15 protein-coding genes are annotated in these 15,783 nt (G+C 66.9%); 8 read left to right on the top strand and 7 right to left on the bottom strand.

Going from position 1 to position 15,783, the window contains the following annotated elements; all coding sequences use genetic code 11:
* The first annotated feature begins 8 nt into the window (after positions 1-8).
* Both AC3A5N_RS09120 and AC3A5N_RS09115 read left to right on the top strand, forming a co-directional pair.
* Positions 9-2,129, top strand: a complete 2,121-nt coding sequence (locus AC3A5N_RS09120) for a prolyl oligopeptidase family serine peptidase (RefSeq protein ID WP_487737007.1) — start codon at positions 9-11, stop codon at positions 2,127-2,129.
* A 41-nt stretch (positions 2,130-2,170) separates the two neighbouring features.
* Positions 2,171-3,484, top strand: coding sequence for a DUF2254 domain-containing protein (locus tag AC3A5N_RS09115; RefSeq protein ID WP_487737006.1), 1,314 nt, complete (start codon positions 2,171-2,173; stop codon positions 3,482-3,484).
* 9 nt (positions 3,485-3,493) lie between these two features.
* On the opposite strand, the gene AC3A5N_RS09110 is transcribed toward AC3A5N_RS09115, so the two are convergent.
* Entirely contained in the window at positions 3,494-4,417 is a 924-nt protein-coding gene (locus AC3A5N_RS09110) for a DMT family transporter (protein WP_487737005.1), read from the bottom strand.
* A gap of 54 nt (positions 4,418-4,471) precedes the next feature.
* Here AC3A5N_RS09110 and AC3A5N_RS09105 point away from each other — a divergent pair, with 54 nt between their 5' ends.
* On the top strand, positions 4,472-5,578 hold the full coding sequence (locus AC3A5N_RS09105; RefSeq protein ID WP_487737004.1) for an alkene reductase: 1,107 nt from the start codon (positions 4,472-4,474) through the stop codon (positions 5,576-5,578).
* A 100-nt stretch (positions 5,579-5,678) separates the two neighbouring features.
* Here AC3A5N_RS09105 and AC3A5N_RS09100 read toward each other — a convergent pair whose 3' ends face one another.
* Entirely contained in the window at positions 5,679-6,041 is a 363-nt protein-coding gene (locus AC3A5N_RS09100; protein ID WP_487737003.1) for a hypothetical protein, read from the bottom strand.
* Positions 6,038-6,709 carry a lipoyl(octanoyl) transferase LipB gene (gene lipB / locus AC3A5N_RS09095; protein WP_487737002.1) on the bottom strand — a complete coding sequence of 224 codons (672 nt, stop codon included), beginning with the start codon at positions 6,707-6,709 and terminating at the stop codon, positions 6,038-6,040. Before lipB ends, AC3A5N_RS09100 begins: the two co-directional genes overlap by 4 nt.
* Positions 6,710-6,776: 67 nt before the next feature.
* Here lipB and AC3A5N_RS09090 point away from each other — a divergent pair, with 67 nt between their 5' ends.
* Positions 6,777-7,592: a DUF7847 domain-containing protein gene (locus AC3A5N_RS09090; RefSeq protein ID WP_487737001.1), complete on the top strand. Its 816-nt coding sequence runs from the start codon at positions 6,777-6,779 to the stop codon at positions 7,590-7,592.
* 22 nt (positions 7,593-7,614) lie between these two features.
* On the opposite strand, the gene AC3A5N_RS09085 is transcribed toward AC3A5N_RS09090, so the two are convergent.
* The gene (locus AC3A5N_RS09085; protein WP_487737000.1) at positions 7,615-8,241 is read right to left on the bottom strand and encodes a class I SAM-dependent methyltransferase; all 627 of its coding nucleotides are present in this window, start codon (positions 8,239-8,241) and stop codon (positions 7,615-7,617) included.
* Between the two features lie 101 nt (positions 8,242-8,342).
* Between AC3A5N_RS09085 and AC3A5N_RS09080 the strand changes: the two genes are divergently transcribed.
* Complete coding sequence (locus AC3A5N_RS09080; protein WP_487736999.1) at positions 8,343-9,713, top strand: MFS transporter; 1,371 nt, start codon at positions 8,343-8,345, stop codon at positions 9,711-9,713.
* 1 nt (position 9,714) lies between these two features.
* Here AC3A5N_RS09080 and arsC read toward each other — a convergent pair whose 3' ends face one another.
* From arsC to AC3A5N_RS09065, 3 genes are read right to left on the bottom strand one after another with little or no spacing between them, the layout of a single operon-like run.
* Positions 9,715-10,059 carry an arsenate reductase (glutaredoxin) gene (gene arsC, locus AC3A5N_RS09075; protein ID WP_487736998.1) on the bottom strand — a complete coding sequence of 115 codons (345 nt, stop codon included), beginning with the start codon at positions 10,057-10,059 and terminating at the stop codon, positions 9,715-9,717.
* Positions 10,060-10,083: 24 nt separating this feature from the next.
* Positions 10,084-10,680 (bottom strand): (2Fe-2S)-binding protein, encoded by a 597-nt coding sequence (locus AC3A5N_RS09070; protein ID WP_487736997.1) that lies wholly within the window; start codon positions 10,678-10,680, stop codon positions 10,084-10,086.
* A 23-nt stretch (positions 10,681-10,703) separates the two neighbouring features.
* On the bottom strand, positions 10,704-11,462 hold the full coding sequence (locus AC3A5N_RS09065; RefSeq protein ID WP_487736996.1) for a class II aldolase/adducin family protein: 759 nt from the start codon (positions 11,460-11,462) through the stop codon (positions 10,704-10,706).
* Between the two features lie 113 nt (positions 11,463-11,575).
* Between AC3A5N_RS09065 and AC3A5N_RS09060 the strand changes: the two genes are divergently transcribed.
* Genes AC3A5N_RS09060 through AC3A5N_RS09050 form a run of 3 tightly spaced genes read left to right on the top strand, consistent with a single transcriptional unit; the run spans position 11,576 to position 15,758 of the window.
* A complete protein-coding gene (locus tag AC3A5N_RS09060; RefSeq protein ID WP_487736995.1) occupies positions 11,576-12,922 on the top strand; it encodes an MATE family efflux transporter in 1,347 nt (448 codons plus the stop codon).
* A gap of 59 nt (positions 12,923-12,981) precedes the next feature.
* Positions 12,982-15,327, top strand: a complete 2,346-nt coding sequence (locus AC3A5N_RS09055; RefSeq protein WP_487736994.1) for a chemotaxis protein CheA — start codon at positions 12,982-12,984, stop codon at positions 15,325-15,327.
* Positions 15,324-15,758 (top strand): chemotaxis protein CheW, encoded by a 435-nt coding sequence (locus tag AC3A5N_RS09050; protein ID WP_487736993.1) that lies wholly within the window; start codon positions 15,324-15,326, stop codon positions 15,756-15,758. Before AC3A5N_RS09055 ends, AC3A5N_RS09050 begins: the two co-directional genes overlap by 4 nt.
* The last annotated feature ends 25 nt before the right edge of the window (positions 15,759-15,783 follow it).

Here is a 15,783-nt window from a genome sequence, read left to right as displayed (position 1 = left end):
AGGTGCCGATGCTGCTGAACCGTAAGACTTTCCTCACGATTGCCTTCCTCTCGCTGCCCGCCGCGCTTGTCGCGCAGGGTGCGGCATCGGAAGATCCCTACATTTGGCTCGAGGAGATCCAGGGCGAACGCGCGCTCCAGCAGGTCGAGGAGTGGAACGCGGAGACTGAGGCGAAACTGACCGGCGAGCCCGAATACGCGATAGCCAAGGCCTGGGCGCGGCAAATCCTCGACGACGAGCGGCAGATCGCGATGCCCACCGCGATCCAGGGCGACCAGGTCACCAACCTCTGGCGCGACAAGGACAACCCGCGCGGGCTCTGGCGCATCGCCTCGCTCGACAGCTATCTCGCCGGCGCGCCGGAATGGCGCGTGCTGATCGACGTCGACGCGCTTGGTAAGCAGGAGGGTGAAAGCTGGGTCTGGCACGGCGCCAACTGCCTGGCGCCCGAATATACCCGCTGCCTCGTGTCGCTCAGCCCCGGCGGCACCGATGCGGACGTGGTGCGCGAGTTCGACGTCACGAACCGCGCCTTCGTGGAGGGTGGCTTCACCCTTCCGGCAGCGAAGTCGAACGTCGCCTGGTTCGACGCGGACACGCTGATGGTCGGCACCGAATACGGCGCCGACAGCATGACCGATTCGGGTTATCCGCGGCAGATCCGCCTGTGGAAGCGCGGGACCGACCTCGCCGAAGCGCCGCACCTGGTCGAAGCCGCGAAGGAGGCAGTCAGCGCCGGCGCCTTCTCGATCCTCGACGGCACGACCCGCTGGCGCTTCGTCAACGTTTCGCCCAGCTTCTGGACCAACCGCGTGAGCTTGGTGCGCGAGGACGGCGCCACGGTCGCCCTGCCGTTGCCGGAGGACGCCGATTTCCAGGACGTGCTGGGCGGCCGGGTGATCGCCAAGCTCAATTCGCCGCTCGCACACGGGGGCACCACCTTCGCCGCCGGCTCGTTGGTGTCATGGCCGCTCGCGGCCATCGCCACCGGCGGCGAGGCCGCGCCGTCGCTGGTCTTCGCACCCAGCTCCTCGCAGGCACTGGAGGAAGTCGCAGCCTCGAAAGGCAAGCTATGGATCAAGCTGCTCGACGACGTTTCGGGCAAGCTCGTCGCACTGACGCCGGGCCCGAACGGCTGGACGGCCGAGGAAATGGCGCTGCCCGATAACTCCACGCTCTCGCTTGCGGCGGTTAGCGGGAACAGCGATCTGGCGCTGGTGGCGGTCGAAGGCATGCTGACCCCGCCGACTCTCTATGCCGCCACGCCGGGCGCCGAGCCGCGGGTCGTCGATTCGATGCCCGCGCAGTTCGATGCGTCGAAATTCACGGTCGAGCAGCGCTTCGCCACCTCGAAGGACGGCACCAGGGTGCCCTACTACATCGCTCGCCCGAAGAATGCCGAGGGGCCGCTGCCCACGCTGATGCATGCCTACGGCGGGTTCCGCGCGGCGCAAACGCCGAAATATCTCACCGCGGAGCCCTATCGCAGCGGTCCGCTGGCGCTGTTCTGGCTCGAGGAAGGGCATGCCTACGTGCTCGCCAACATCCGCGGCGGCGGGGAGTACGGGCCGCGCTGGCATGAGGACGCTCTGCGCGAGAAGCGCCAGAACAGCTTCGACGACCTGCACGCCGTCGCCGAGGACCTGATCGCGAACAATCTCGCGGCGGCGGACGGGATAGGCATTTCGGGCCGCTCGAACGGCGGCGTGCTCGTCGGCGCGGCGGCGAACCAGCGTCCGGATCTCTATGCGGCCGTCATCTCCGGCTCACCGCTCGACGACATGAAGCGCTATCACAAGCTGCTCGCCGGCGCCTCGTGGATGGCGGAGTACGGAAACCCCGAAGTGCCCGAGGACTGGGCGTTCATGAAGGAATGGTCACCCTACCAGAACCTGCGCAGGGTCGAGGGTTATCCGGCGACGTTCTACTACAGCTCGACGCTCGACGACCGGGTCCACCCCGGCCACGCGCGCAAGATGGCGGCCAAGCACGAGGAACTGGGGCAGACGTTCTATTTTCACGAGTACCGCGAGGGCGGCCATTCGGTTGGCGCAGACCACGCCGAGGACGCCAAGCGGGCTGCGCTGCTGCTGACTTTCCTTAACCGCGAACTGGCGAAGATCGACTGAGCCGTGCCGCAACCTATAGCCCGCCGGAGCATTGAGGCCGCATGACGGTCGATCTCCGGTGGCTCTGGACGCGGATCAACGCGAACTACTGGTTCTATCCAGCGCTGTTCTCAATCCTCGGAGCGGCGCTCGCATTCACGTTGGTATTCCTCGACCGCAGCGGTGCGGCCGAGTTCATCAACGATTCGGAACTGATCGCCCCCGCCAGGCCCAACGGCGCGGCGAACATGCTGACCGTGATCGCCGGCTCCATGATTGGCGTCGCCTCGACGGTATTTTCGATCACGATCGCGGCGGTAGCTTATGCCAGCGGCACCTACGGGCCGCGCCTGTTGACCAATTTCATGGAAGACAAGGGCAACCAGTTCAGCCTGGCGACCTTCATCGGCACCTTCGTCTACGCGATTACGGTGCTGCGCACGATCCGCAAGGAAGACGAAGTCGCCGCCAGCGCCGAGGAGGCGCTGGCGACCGCGCTGCCCGGCTTCGTCCCGCAGATCTCCCTGCTGGGGGCTTACCTGCTGATGGCGCTGTCTGTCGCGGTATTGGTCTACTTCCTGAACCATGTGCCAGCGAGCATCCGGATCAATTCGGTACTCGAAGGGATTGGCCGGCGCCTGCTTGAGGATATCCGCGACAACTATCCGCAAGACGCCAACGGCGGAGAACTGGAACCCGCGCCGGAAGGTCAGCCTTTGCCGACCGAAGTCACCGGGTATGTCCAACTCATCGACTTCGAGGAGCTCGAACGGATCGCCAAGGACACGGGCTGCAAGATAGCGCTGGAAGTTCGGACGGGGGACTTCGTCCATCCCGGCATGGCCATGGTGCGACTGTGCGAAGGTACAGCGAATGACGAGTTCGAGAAGCGGACGCGCAAGGCTTTCACGCTCGGCCCCAGCCGCACGCCGACACAGGATCCGCAGTTCTTGATCGACGAACTCGTCGAGATCGGGCTGCGCGCGCTCTCGCCGGGCATCAACGATCCCTTTACGGCCATCACGGCGATCCACTGGCTCGGCGCGGCGACCGCCGAGTTGGGACGCCGGAACCTTCGGCTGCGGTCAGAGGACCATCCGGAGAGCGGCTTGGTGCATCCCTTGCCGGACACCTATATCCATTTCCTGCAGCGTGGGTTCGGCGGGATGCGCAGCGCGGTGGCGACCAGCCCCAATGCATCGCTGGTAATGTTCGATGCCTTGCGCACGGCGGCCGCCCCAATCGGCAATCCCCGGCGCAAGGCGATGCTGCGTGAGGAGGGCACCAGACTGGTCGAGCAAGCCCGGCACGCCCTCAGCGGGCCTGACCTCGAGCAGGTCGAAACGCGCTATGCCATGTTCCAGCAGGCGTTTTAGGATTGAGACTCACTTCGCGGAGGCGACCGCTTTGACGGCGCGCGGCTCGGCAACTTTTGCGAGCAGGAGCGCGCAGGCGACGAACGCCATGCCGGTCATGTCGGGCCAGCCGAGCACTTCGCCGAACGCGAGCCAGCCGATCGCGGCGGCGATCGCAGGCTGCGTCAACAGCGCGACGCCGATCACGAGCGGCGGGAAGTGCTTGAGCGAGAAGACGAGTAATCCCTGGCCGACGATTTGGCTCGAGATCGCCAGTCCGACGACCGGTGCCCAGCCGGCGGCACCCGGCCAGACCGGTTCGCCCATCACCAGCGCGATCGCGAGTAGTATAGGCGCAGAAGCGAGACCGACCAGCAACAGCACCGTCCACTGCCCCAGGCCCGAGCGAGCCCGCTGCGCGGGAATAAGGTAGAAGGCGTAGAAGATCCCGGCGAGCAGACAGAACAGGTCGCCGACGAGCGTCACTGTCGAAATCTCCAAACTGCGTCCCATCAGGATCGCCGCGCCACCGAGCGTGGCAGCCAGCACCAGCCACTCGCGCCTGCCGGGCATCCGGCGCAGCGCAAAGAGGCCCCAGATCATCAGAATGACGCTGCCCGAATTGCCGAACAGGGTTGCATTGCCGAGCCGCGTGCGTTCGATCCCCACGTGCCAACTCGCGAGATCGAGGGCAAACAACAGTCCCGCCGTCAGGGTGAGCAGCGCAAGCCGCCGGTCCAGCGGACCCGGCGACCGTGCGCGCCAGGCAAGCAAGGCGATCACCGGCAGAGCGATCACCATACGCCAGAATCCGGCGGCGACCGGGCCGGTGTCGGCCAGACGCACGAACCACGGGCCGAACGCAAGCGCGACGTTGCCGCCGATCAGCGCGGCGAAGTGCCAGCCGCCGGCCTGATAGTTTTTCTGACCCTCCGGTTCGGTTGTGATCGCCATGGCCGCCCCCTAGCTCCAATGGCAGAAAGCGACAGCAAAAAGGATGTGTCCCGAATGCACGAGAATCTGTTCGAACCGCTGACCATGGGTGCCCTCCAGGCGAAGAACCGCATTTTCATGGCGCCGCTCACGCGCGGCCGCGCGACACTGCCCGGCGTAGTGCCGAACGAGATGATGGCAACCTACTATCGCCAGCGTGCAGGCGCCGGGCTGATCATCAGCGAAGCGACGGGGATCAGCGTCGAAGGGGCGGGCTGGCCGGGCGCACCGGGCATCTGGAGCGATGAGCAGATCGAAGGCTGGAAGCCTGTCACCGATGCCGTGCACCGCGAAGGCGGGCTGATCGTGCTCCAGCTCTGGCACATGGGGCGGCTGGTCCACCCCGACTTTCTCGACGGCGCGCCCCCTGTCTCCGCCAGCGCGACGACAGCGCCCGGGCATGCCCACACGTACGAAGGGCGCAAGGACTACGAACCGGCCCGCGCGCTGAGCATCGAGGACATCGTCCGCGTGGTCGAGGATTATCGCAAGGCGGCCGAGAACGCGAAGAAGGCCGGCTTCGACGGCGTCCAGCTCCATGGCGCGAATGGCTATCTGGTCGACCAGTTCCTGCGCGATTCCACCAACCTGCGCGAGGATGAATACGGCGGCTCCGCGGAAAACCGCGCGCGCTTGCTGCGGGAAGTTCTGACCGCGCTGATCGATGTCTGGAGCGCGGACCGCGTCGGCTTGCGCCTCAGCCCCAACGGCGAGACGCAGGGCTGCGACGACAGCGATCCGGCGGCGACCTTCGGCGCAGCCGCCAAGGTGGCACAGGATCTCGGCATCGCCTTCCTCGAGCTGCGCGAACCGGGACCGGACGGCACGTTCGGCAACACCGATGTGCCCAAGCAGAGCCCCCTGATTCGCAGCATCTATTCGGGGCCGCTGATCCTCAATTCGGACTACGATGCGACGCAGGCCGCAGCGGACGTCGAGACGGGCCGGGCCGATGCGATCAGCTTCGGCCGTCCGTTCATCTCGAACCCCGACCTGCCCGACCGCATCCGTGCCGGTGCCGAGCTCGCCCCGAACAAGGGCGTTCCGCAAAGCTGGTACGGGCGCGGGCCCGAGGGCTACATCGACTATTCGACGCTGATGGAGCAAAGCGCGGCCGCTTGAGGTCAGACAACTCGGCAGTGAGGGATGGGGCGGCAGCTTTCGCCAGGCAGCCGCCCTCCCGTGACACCATCATCCCAGCGAAAGCTGGAATGGCAACGCCCTAGTCCGCCTCCCCCTCGTCGGCGGGGGTTTCGGGTTCTGGCGCGGGGTTGAGCTGGATCTGCGGAGGACCGTCGGCCTCCACATCAGCATCAGCATCCGCCTCATCCCCTTCACCAGCCTGGGCATCGGGCGCTTCGTCGGTCTCCTCCGCCGCGTCTTCCCCAGCTGCGCCGCCGGTCGGCTCGGTGCGCAGCGGCGGGGATTGCGAGCGGACGGTGTCGAGCGGCAGCATCTCGTCGCTGATCGTGCCGCCGAGTACTTCGCCTTCGGCCGTGCCCTCACCTGCGCCGCTGTCGGCGCCGCCGTCGCAGGCGGCGAGAAGCACCGCCAGTGCCGCCACCGCAATCGTCTTGTGCATCATGCTGTCACTCCGCAAGCATGCGCGAGCCCGTCGAGAAAGCCCTCGGCGCGCGCCTCCAATGCCCTATCCCATTCCTCCGGCGCAACCGCGACGCCGAGCCGCTGAAGGCTGGTAACCCCGTACTCGGCGATGCCGCAGGGCACGATCCCCGCGAAATGCGACAGATCGGGTGCGAGGTTGACGGCGAAGCCGTGCATGGTGACCCATCGGCGCACGCGCACGCCGATCGCGCCGATCTTCGCTTCGCTGCCGTCGATGTCGCGCGTCCAGATGCCGATCCGCCCGTCGGCGCGCCACGATTCGATCCCGAAGTCGGCCAGCGTGTCGATCACCCAGCCTTCTATCGCGTGAACGAAGCAGCGCACGTCCTTCCCGCGCCGGTTCAGGTCGAGCAGGACGTAGCCGATCCGCTGGCCTGGTCCGTGGTAAGTGTAGCGCCCGCCGCGCCCCGCCTCGACCACCTCGAAGCGCGGGTCGAGCATCTCGTCCGCCGTGGCGCTTGTGCCGGCGGTATAGACCGGCGGATGTTCGAGCAGCCAGACAAGTTCCCCCGCCTCGCCTGCCGCGATGGCGCGGTTGCGCGCCTCCATTTCGACCAGCGCGTCGCGGTAGGGCACGGGCGCGGCCTCGCACCGCCATTCGATTGCTGACTGGGTATTGTCGGACATTGCCGATTGCGTGGCGCGCCCCGCCCGGCTTATCAAGGGCAAAGGCACCGTAACGAGGGGACATGCCATGAAATTCGACATGGGACGGGCGTGGAACGAAGCGACCGCAATGGTCGGCGCGAACAAGGAACTGCTCGCGGTGATCGCGGGCATCTTCATATTTCTGCCCAACCTCGCGCTGGCGCTGCTGGTGCCCGAGATGATGACCGGCCCGGCAGAGGTCAATCCGGAAGACCCGATGGCCGCCTTCCAGGCATTCTATGCGGCCAACGGCATATGGTTCTTGCTGCTGGGCCTCATCCAGTCGATCGGAACGCTGTCGCTCCTGGCATTGCTGCACGACCGCCGGCCGACCGTCGGCGAGGCAATCAGGACCGGACTCGTCACGCTGATCCCCTATATCGCGGCACAGATCATCCTCGTTCTCGGCCTGTCGATCGTGCTCGGCGTGCCCGTCGGCGTCGCTGCCGCGCTGGGCGGCCCCGCGGCGGGCGTACTCGTGGGCCTGCTGGCCTTCGTGATCTTTGCCTATGTGATGGTGAAGTTCTCGCTCGTCTCGCCAGAGATGGTGATCGGCGCCAACCTCAACCCGATCACGGCGTTACGCAATTCATGGCGCCTGACCAAGGGTAACAGCCTGCGACTGTTTGGGTTCTACCTGCTCCTGGGCATCGGCGTGGTCGTGGTCGGGATCGTCATCAGCATGATCTCCGGCCTGTTCGTCGCCATGCTCGGACAGAACACGGCGGGGCTACTGGTCGGCGGAGCGCTCAGCGGACTTATCGCCGCCATCTGGAGCGTGCTGATCGTGGGCGTGCTGGCAGCGGTCTACAAGCAGCTCGCCGGGCCCTCGGCCGAGGCGGTCAGCGAAGCCTTCGAATAAGGAAGATCGGAAGCGAGGCGGCTCAGGCCGCCTCGTCCTTCCAGCCCCAGAAGAGCTGGCACGGCAGCACGTTCCACAGCTCGAAGCCCTGCTCGATGCGCGCGAAGTGCTTGGCCATGAAGTCGCGCGCCTTGGCGCTGAACTGATAGACGAGGAATGCCCCGCCAGGCCGCAGCACCTCGTGCGTCGCCGCGACGATGGCGGGGCCGACGCCGTCCGGAAGGGTCGAGAACGGCAGGCCGGAGAGCACGTAATCCGCCTCCTCGTGCCCAATCGCGCGAACGATCTCCCTCACGTCGGCAGCCGACCCGTGGACTGCGATGAAGCGACCGTCGGTGATCGTCCGCTTCAGGTAGTCGATGTAGAGCGGATTGGTGTCGATCACCAGCAGCTTGCCGTCCCGCGGCAGCCGCTCGAGCACAGGGCGGCAGAAGGTGCCGACGCCCGGCCCATACTCCACGAACAGCTTGCATTCGGCCCAATTGACCGGGCCGAGCATCTTGCGGATCGTGAAGCGTGAGGACGGGATGATCGAGCCGACCATGCGCGGATGCTCGACGAAGCCGCGGAAGAAAACGCCCCATTGCCCGAACAGCCGGGCGGTCCGATCGCGGAGACGGGTACGCGGTTCGACCGCCAATTCGTTCATTTGAGCCAAGAAATACTGCCTCGTTCGCGGTTGCGCCGTTCGCGTTCGCAAATCCACGGGCGTATTGCAAGCGCTCCGCGGCGAGCCTAGCGAGAGCCGCGATGGCTGACAGAGATCCATATCCTAAGGCAATGGAGGCAGCCGCCCCGCAGAGAATTTCGCGAGGACGGATGGTTCTGCTGTTCCTCGTCATGCTGGTGACGGCGGCGGGGAATACCGCGATGCAGTCGGTCATGCCCTCGGTCGGCACCGCGCTGGGTGTGGCGGACGTGTGGATCAGCATCGCTTATACTTGGTCGGCGCTGTTGTGGGTCATCTGCGCCCCCATCTGGGCGCGCCGCTCCGACCGGCGAGGGCGCAAAGCGATGATGGCGATCGGCCTCGTCGGCTTCATCGCCTCATTCGCGCTGTGCGGCCTCGTGCTGATGTTCGGCCTGGCCGGTGCGATCTCCGCCGCGGCGACCCTGGTGTTCTTCGCCGCCGCGCGCAGCCTCTACGGTGGGTTCGGCTCGGCCGCGCCGCCCGCGGTCCAGGCTTATGTCGCGAGCCGCACGCCGCGTGCCGAGCGGACCAAGGCCATGGCCCTGATCGCCTCCAGCTTCGGGCTCGGCACGGTGATCGGCCCGGCGCTGGCGCCGCTGCTGATCTTCCCTGCGACTGGACTGGTCGGCCCGTTCTTCGCCTTCGCGCTGGTTGGCTTGGCGGTGCTGGTCGCGTTGCGCCTGCGCCTCCCCAACGACGCACCGACGTTCGCCGCGCGCGGCGACGTCGTGGCCGTGCCGTTCAGTGCGAACTCGAATCCGAATGTCTCACGCAGGGAGGACGGGGAGGACGAACCCGCCACGCTAGGCCTCGGGGCAATCCCCGACCTCTCCTGGCGCGACAGGCGGCTGCGGCCCTGGCTGATCGCGGGATTGCTGGGCGGGCATGCGCAGGCAGCGACTCTCGGCATCATCGGGTTCTTCATTCTCGACAGGCTGGGGCTGCGCGCCGATCCTTCGGCGGGCACGGGGCCGATCGGCCTCGTCCTCATGTGCGGCGCGATCGCCACGCTGCTCGCGCAATGGGGCCTGATTCCGATGCTCAAGCTGGGTCCGCGCTCCTCCACACTGTGGGGCATGGCGCTGGCCATCATCGGTGTCATCGGGTTCTCGGTGGCGCAGGACCTGCATTCGATCGCGCTCGGCTTCGCAGTCGCCTCACTCGGCTTCGGGCTCTATCGCCCGGGGTTCACCGCGGGCTCATCGCTTGCTGTGACACGTGACGAGCAGGGCCAGATCGGCGGCATCGTCGCCTCGGTCAACGGCGCCGCCTATGTCGTCGCACCGGCGGCGGGCGTGTGGTTATACGGCCATCACCAGTGGGTCGGCTTCGCCGCGATCTGCCTGCTGTGCGCCGCCGTGTTCGTGTTCGGCTGGCGCTCGCTCCAGGCAGACGACGTGCTCGAAGGCCGCGCCGGGGACGACGACTAGACTAGAGAATTTCCTCGATCCGTTCGGTCGGACGGCATAGCCGCACACCCTTTTCTGTTTCGACCAGCGGACGTTCGATCAGCTTGGGTTCGGCGGCCATGGCGTCGAGCACGGTATCGTCGTCGGCTTCGGTCAGTCCGCGCTCCTTGGCATCGGTGCCCTGGGTCCGGACACCCTCGCGCGGCGCGATCCCCGCATCGCTGTAGAGCTGGGCCAGCTTGTCGCGGCTCGGCGGGTTCTTGAGGTAGTCGACGATTTCGAGGTCGATGTCGTCACGCGCGCGCAGCGTCTCGAGCGCCGCCCGCGACTTGCTGCAGTTCGGGTTGTGCCAGATGGTTGCTTTCATCGCCGGTCTCCTTTGCAGGAGCGGTTAGCGCCGGCGCGACGATTTCGCGAGTCCCTGAACCGCCCGCAACTCCCGCGCCTCGCTCTCCGGCGCGGCCATCGCCGGCACTTCCGCCGCTGCGTCCTCGGCGCTGATCCCCGGCGCGGGAGCCGCGCTGATGCGTTCGACCCGGCGCGCGACGCGGCCGGCGCGCTGAATGGCGCGGACCAGCCGCGGATAGACGCCGCAGCGGCACAAATTGGGAATCGCCTGCTTGATGGCCTCTTCCGAGGGATCGGGATTGGCCTGGATCAGCGCGGCCGCCGCCATCGCGATGCCCGGCGTGCAGAAGCCGCACTGGATCGCCTGCTCGGCCACCAGCGCCTGCTGCACCGGATGCGAGCGGTCGCGGCTGAGCCCCTCGATCGTGGTGACGTAGCGCCCCTCCGCCTCGGCCAAAGTGATCAGGCACGAGCGCAGCGCCTCGCCGTCGACGATGACGGTGCAGGCATGGCAGTCGCCTACACCGCAGCCGTACTTGGTGCCGGTGAGATTGGCCGCGTCGCGCAGCGCCCAGAGCAGCGGCGTCTCTGGATCCATGTCGAACCGGACCGGACGGTCGTTGACGATGAGCGCGGGCATCCGGTTCGGCGCGGTCCAGTCCGTCAGTCGCGCCAGCTCGAGTCGATCCGGTCGACCTTGCGCTTCCATGCCTCGAAGTCGGCGTAGCCCGGCCCACCGGGTGCCTGCGCCTGACTGATGTCGCGCTGGTGGACGTTGATGACGTCCTGGCTCACGTGAATGGGCCGTCCCTGGCTCAGCGTCGCGACCTGGATCTCACAGGCGCGCTGGAGCGCCCAGGCCTGGACGAACATCTCGTGGATAGTGCGCCCGAGCACCACAGGGCCGTGGTTACGCAGCATCAGGATGCGCTTGTTGCCCAGGTTGGCGAGCAGCCGCTCGCCTTCTTCCTCTCGCACGGTCACGCCCTCGAAGTCGTGGTAGCCGATCTGGCCCTGAAAGTTGCAGGCGTAAAAACTGATCGGCAGCAGGCCCCCTTCGGTGCTGGAGACCGCCATCGCCTCGGTCGTGTGCGTGTGGCAGATCGCGTGCGCCCAATCGAGGTGGCGGTGGAAATAGGCGTGCTGGGTAAAGCCCGCCTTGTTCACCGGATAATTGCCCGAGAGCACGTTGCCGTCGATATCGATCTTGACCAGGTTGGACGCGCTCACTTCCGAATAGAGCAGCCCGAACGGGTTGATCAGGAAGGCGTTGTCCTCCCCCGGCACTTTCACCGAGATGTGGTTGTAGATCGATTCCGACCAGCCGAAATGATCGAAGATGCGGTAACATGCGGCGAGGTCGAGCCGGGCCTGCCACTCGGCCTCGCTGCATTCCATCCGGGGTTTGAGCTGCGTCGCCACGGGCACTCTCTCCTTCGATTGCTTTGCGCCACTTATCGCACGGAGAGACGTCCCCGCACAAGCGCCTGCCCGGCGGCCTTGCAATCGTGCGGCCCGACGCTATCGGCAAGCGCATGAGCGAGGGCGCCAAGCTGACGCGCGGATCGATCCGCGGCCATTTGGTGACCCAGACCCTGCCGATGATCATCGGGGTCGCGGCGATCATGTCGGTCGGGCTCATCGACGCCTATTTCATCGGCCAGCTCGGCAGCGAAGAATTGGCAGCGGTCGCTTTCGTCTTTCCGGTCACCATAGCGCTCTCCAGCCTCGGGGTCGGCGTCATGGTCGGGGTGAACTCGGTCATCGCCCGGGCGCTGGGCGCGGGCGATACCGCGCAGGCGGCGCGGCGGGCGAACTTCGGTGCAGTGTTCGCGGTCGTGCTCGGCGCGATCCTGGGACTCGCGCTCTACCTGCTGCTCGATCCGCTGTTCCGCCTCATGCAGGCGTCGGACGCGCTGCTGCCGCTGATCCGCGCCTACATGGCGCCGTTTGCGCTCGGTATGCCCATACTGTTGCTGCAGATGGCGCTCAACGGCGTGCTGCGCGGCCAGGGGGAGGCGCGCAAGACCACAATCGTCGCGTTCACGTTCGCCGTTGCGAACTGGGTGCTCGATCCGCTGCTGATTTCTGGCGCGTTCGGGTTCGCCGGCTTCGGCATGGCGGGCGCGGCCTATGCCTCGATCGCAGGCTATGCGCTGGCGATCGTCACCGCCCTGTGGCTGATCGCAGGCACCGAGCTGCCGATAAGGCCGAGCCTGATCCGCCAGTCCCGCTTCGGCGAATCGGCGCGCGCAATCCTGCGGGTCGCAGGGCCGGCCGCGTTCTCGAACGCGGTCAATCCGATCGGCCTGTCGATCCTCACCGCGCTCCTTGCAGCGCAAGGAGAGGCGGCGGTGGCGGGTTTCGGCGCGGCCGGGCGGCTGCAGAGCTTCGCGGTCGTACCGCTGCTCGGCCTTTCGGGTTCGATCGGCGCCATCGTCGGGCAGAACTGGGGCGCGGGCCGCCCGGACCGGGCGCGGCTCGCGATGCTGGAGGCGGGCGTTTTCTGCCTCGCCTACGGCATTGCGCTGGCCTTCGTGCTGTTCGCGGCGGGCGAATGGCTCGCGCGGTTCTTCACCGAAGATCCGGCAGTGATTGCCGAATTCGACAGCTACCTGCGGATTGCTGCTTGGGGCTATGCCGGGTTCGGGCTCCTGATCGTCGCCAATGGCGCATTGAACGCGGTCGATAAGGCCGGCTGGGCACTGACGCAAAGCTGCGCGCGGGTGTTCCTGGTCATGCTGCCGATCGGCTGGCTGCTGCGCCCGCATTGGGGTGCGGAGGCGATATATGCCGCCGAACTTGCCGCCAACGTGATCGGCGGCACGATCGCCGTGCTCATCGTCTGGCGCGCCCTGCGGCACTTTCCCGGGCAGCAGTGACCGTTTGTTAACCATCCTTGGCCATAGCTCTTCGCACTATCCGGGGGGCTTGGATTTCGATGGACGACCTGCTGGCAGATTTCGTGGCCGAAACCCGCGAGATGCTCCAAGCGATCGAGGGCGAGATCGTGGCGTGGGAAGCCGATCCCGCAGACCGCGAGCGGCTCGACGCGATCTTCCGGTTCGTCCACACCGTGAAGGGCAACTGCGGCTTCTTCGACTTTCCCCGGCTCGAGAAGCTGAGTCACGCCGCCGAAAGCGCGCTGTCCGAAGTACGCGCGGGTCGCCGGCGCGCCAGCAGCGCGCTGGTTACCGCGGTGCTCGCGGTGATCGACCGTATCACCGACATGATCGACGCAATCGATGCGGGCGAGGGCCTGCCCGAGGGCGGGGACGATATACTGATCGCTGCGCTCGAACCGAGCCGCGACGAGCCTGACAGCGAGACCATCCAGGCCGGTGAGCAGGCCGGGCCGCGCGCGGCCCGAGCTGGCAACACGCGCTCGATCCGTCTGCCCGTCGAACTGCTGGACCGCGTGATGAGCGGCGTTTCCGACATGGTTCTCGCCCGCAACGAACTCGCCCGGCGGTTACGCGACCACGGCGCCGACCCCGCGCTCCAAGGTCCGTTCGAGCGGCTTTCCACCATTCTCGACGAAGTCCGCGAAGGGGCGACCCGGATGCGGATGCAGCGGCTGGAGCACCTTTTCGGTGCCCTGCCGCGCATGGTCCGTGATCTTTCCGCCGAACTCGGCAAGCAGGTGATGATCGATCTCGAGGGCGGCGACGTCGAACTCGACCGCGAGATGATCGAATCCGTTCGCGATCCCCTGACGCATATCCTGCGAAACGCGGTCGACCACGGGATTGAACCGCCTGCTCAGCGCCTCGCGGCAGGCAAGCGCGAGATAGGCATCATCACCGTGTCCGCACGCCGCACCGGTAATCGCATCATCGTCGCGGTCAGCGACGACGGGCGCGGGATCGCGCTCGACAAGCTCGCCGACAAGGCGGTGGCGGCCGGCGTAGCGAGCGCCGCGGACGTCGCAGCGATGACGGGCGAGGAGAAGCTCGACCTGATCTTCGCCCCCGGCCTTTCGACCGCCGACACGGTCAGCCAAGTCTCCGGTCGCGGCGTCGGGATGGACGTGGTGCGCGCCAACGTCGAGAAGTTCGGCGGCTCGGTCTCAGTCTCCAGCAAGGAAAACCGGGGCACGATCGTGTTCCTCCACCTGCCTCTGACGCTGAGCATTGTAGAAGGGCTGACAGTGAAAGTCGGCGCGCACACGCTGGGCCTGCCCCGTTCCTATATCGTCGAGATCGCGCGCAGCGTCTCGCGCTCGGTCGAGGTCGACCGGATCGGCGACGGGATCTTCCTCACCTTCCGCGGCGAACGCGTGCCCTGCCTCGACCTTGCCGAAGTGCTCGGGCTCGAGCAGGAGGTTGACCTGGAGCGCGCCACATTCGTTTTCCTGCGGCTCGTCAGCGGCGATCTGTTCGCGCTCGCGGTCGATCGGGTGCTCGATAACGAGGATTTCGTGCTCAAGCCCCTGCCGCCCCCGTTGGAAGCGATCGGCCTCTACGGCGGCACGGCGCTGCTCGACGACGGCAAACCGATCCTCAAGATCGACGTGCCCGGCCTCGCCGAGGCATATGGTCTGGCGAGCCACACGCGCATTCGCACCGCCGTACAGGAACGCAGTGCCGAACAGCCCGCGGCGCCCGCCGAGCACGCGGTGGTCTTCAGCTCCTTCGCCGGACGCAAGCGCGCCATCCGCATGGCGCCAATCCGGCACATCCATACGCTGCCGGTCTCTGCGATCGAGCCTACCGAAGGCGGCTTGCTAGCAACCGTCGACGGCACGATCCTGCCGCTGCTCGGGACCGAGGGTCGCACGCTCGCCAACGACACGATTACCGCGCTTCGCCTCGGGGATGGCGAGGTCGAGCTGCTCTACGCGGTTGCGGGCATCGTCGATTCCATCGAGCTGCCCGGCCCCGTGGTGCCACTCGAAGGCGACGAAATGCTGGAAGGCACGGCGTTGATCGACGGCGTCATCGTCGGCGTGATCGATGCGCATGGACTGTTCGCCCGTCATGGCCGCGCCGCGCTGCCCGCGCAGCGCCCGACCTGCCGCCTGCCCAGCTCCGACCCATGGGTGGCGAGCTTTCTCGAGCCACTGATCCGCTCGGCCGGCTACGATGTACTCGGCGACGGCGATGGGCGTGCCGCCGACATCACGGTAACGCTAGACGCCGTGGAGGAGCCCAACGCCGTCGCGGCCGTCGTCCGCCTCCGCTCGCGCCCCGAGGGGACCGAGCACGACCCAAGCAGCATCTACCGCTACGACCGCGACGGGCTCCTCTCGGCTCTCGCCCGCGCACGTTCGGGAGCACGAAGATGAGCAGCCTGCTTCTCCTCACGCGCATCGGCGGACGTCCGGCCGCATTCCGGGCCGAAGACATCAGTTCAATCGTCGAGTTGACCGAGATTGCCCCGGTTCCGCGTGCGCCGAACTTCGTCGCCGGTCTCGCCGGCTTGCGCAGCCGCGCGCTGACGGTGATCGACAGCCGCAAGGCCCTCGCCCTCCCCGGCTCTCCCGAAGCACCCGACGTGCGTGCGCCGGTCGTCGAGGTGGGCAGCCATGCCTATGCTTTGCTCGTCGACCGAGTGGACGATGTGGTCGCCGCCGTTGGGGAGCCTACGCCGCCGCCTGCCACGTTGGGACCTGCCTGGGCACGGGTCGCACGCGGAATGATTGAAACTGCCGCCGGCCCTGCCGTTCTGGTCGATGTGGCCGCCCTGATCGCCGGGCCGCATCGGGCCACCGCTTAAACGATTGTATACCCGGAGCGAATAA

It is taken from the genome of Pelagerythrobacter sp. Soil_C_18 (assembly GCF_057657235.1).
The sequence above is the reverse complement of the archived record's forward strand: the minus strand, read 5'-3'. Positions and strand labels throughout refer to the sequence as shown.

Bases quoted from the DNA above. Each gene is read 5' to 3' on its own strand.
- AC3A5N_RS09120 (WP_487737007.1), top strand. From the start codon at position 9: ATGCTGCTGAACCGTAAGACTTTCCTCACGATTGCCTTCCTCTCGCTG.
- AC3A5N_RS09115 (WP_487737006.1), top strand. From the start codon at position 2,171: ATGACGGTCGATCTCCGGTGGCTCTGGACGCGGATCAACGCGAACTAC.
- AC3A5N_RS09110 (WP_487737005.1), bottom strand. From the start codon at position 4,417: ATGGCGATCACAACCGAACCGGAGGGTCAGAAAAACTATCAGGCCGGC.
- AC3A5N_RS09105 (WP_487737004.1), top strand. From the start codon at position 4,472: ATGCACGAGAATCTGTTCGAACCGCTGACCATGGGTGCCCTCCAGGCG.
- AC3A5N_RS09100 (WP_487737003.1), bottom strand. From the start codon at position 6,041: ATGATGCACAAGACGATTGCGGTGGCGGCACTGGCGGTGCTTCTCGCC.
- lipB (WP_487737002.1), bottom strand. From the start codon at position 6,709: ATGTCCGACAATACCCAGTCAGCAATCGAATGGCGGTGCGAGGCCGCG.
- AC3A5N_RS09090 (WP_487737001.1), top strand. From the start codon at position 6,777: ATGAAATTCGACATGGGACGGGCGTGGAACGAAGCGACCGCAATGGTC.
- AC3A5N_RS09085 (WP_487737000.1), bottom strand. From the start codon at position 8,241: ATGAACGAATTGGCGGTCGAACCGCGTACCCGTCTCCGCGATCGGACC.
- AC3A5N_RS09080 (WP_487736999.1), top strand. From the start codon at position 8,343: ATGGCTGACAGAGATCCATATCCTAAGGCAATGGAGGCAGCCGCCCCG.
- arsC (WP_487736998.1), bottom strand. From the start codon at position 10,059: ATGAAAGCAACCATCTGGCACAACCCGAACTGCAGCAAGTCGCGGGCG.
- AC3A5N_RS09070 (WP_487736997.1), bottom strand. From the start codon at position 10,680: ATGCCCGCGCTCATCGTCAACGACCGTCCGGTCCGGTTCGACATGGAT.
- AC3A5N_RS09060 (WP_487736995.1), top strand. From the start codon at position 11,576: ATGAGCGAGGGCGCCAAGCTGACGCGCGGATCGATCCGCGGCCATTTG.
- AC3A5N_RS09055 (WP_487736994.1), top strand. From the start codon at position 12,982: ATGGACGACCTGCTGGCAGATTTCGTGGCCGAAACCCGCGAGATGCTC.
- AC3A5N_RS09050 (WP_487736993.1), top strand. From the start codon at position 15,324: ATGAGCAGCCTGCTTCTCCTCACGCGCATCGGCGGACGTCCGGCCGCA.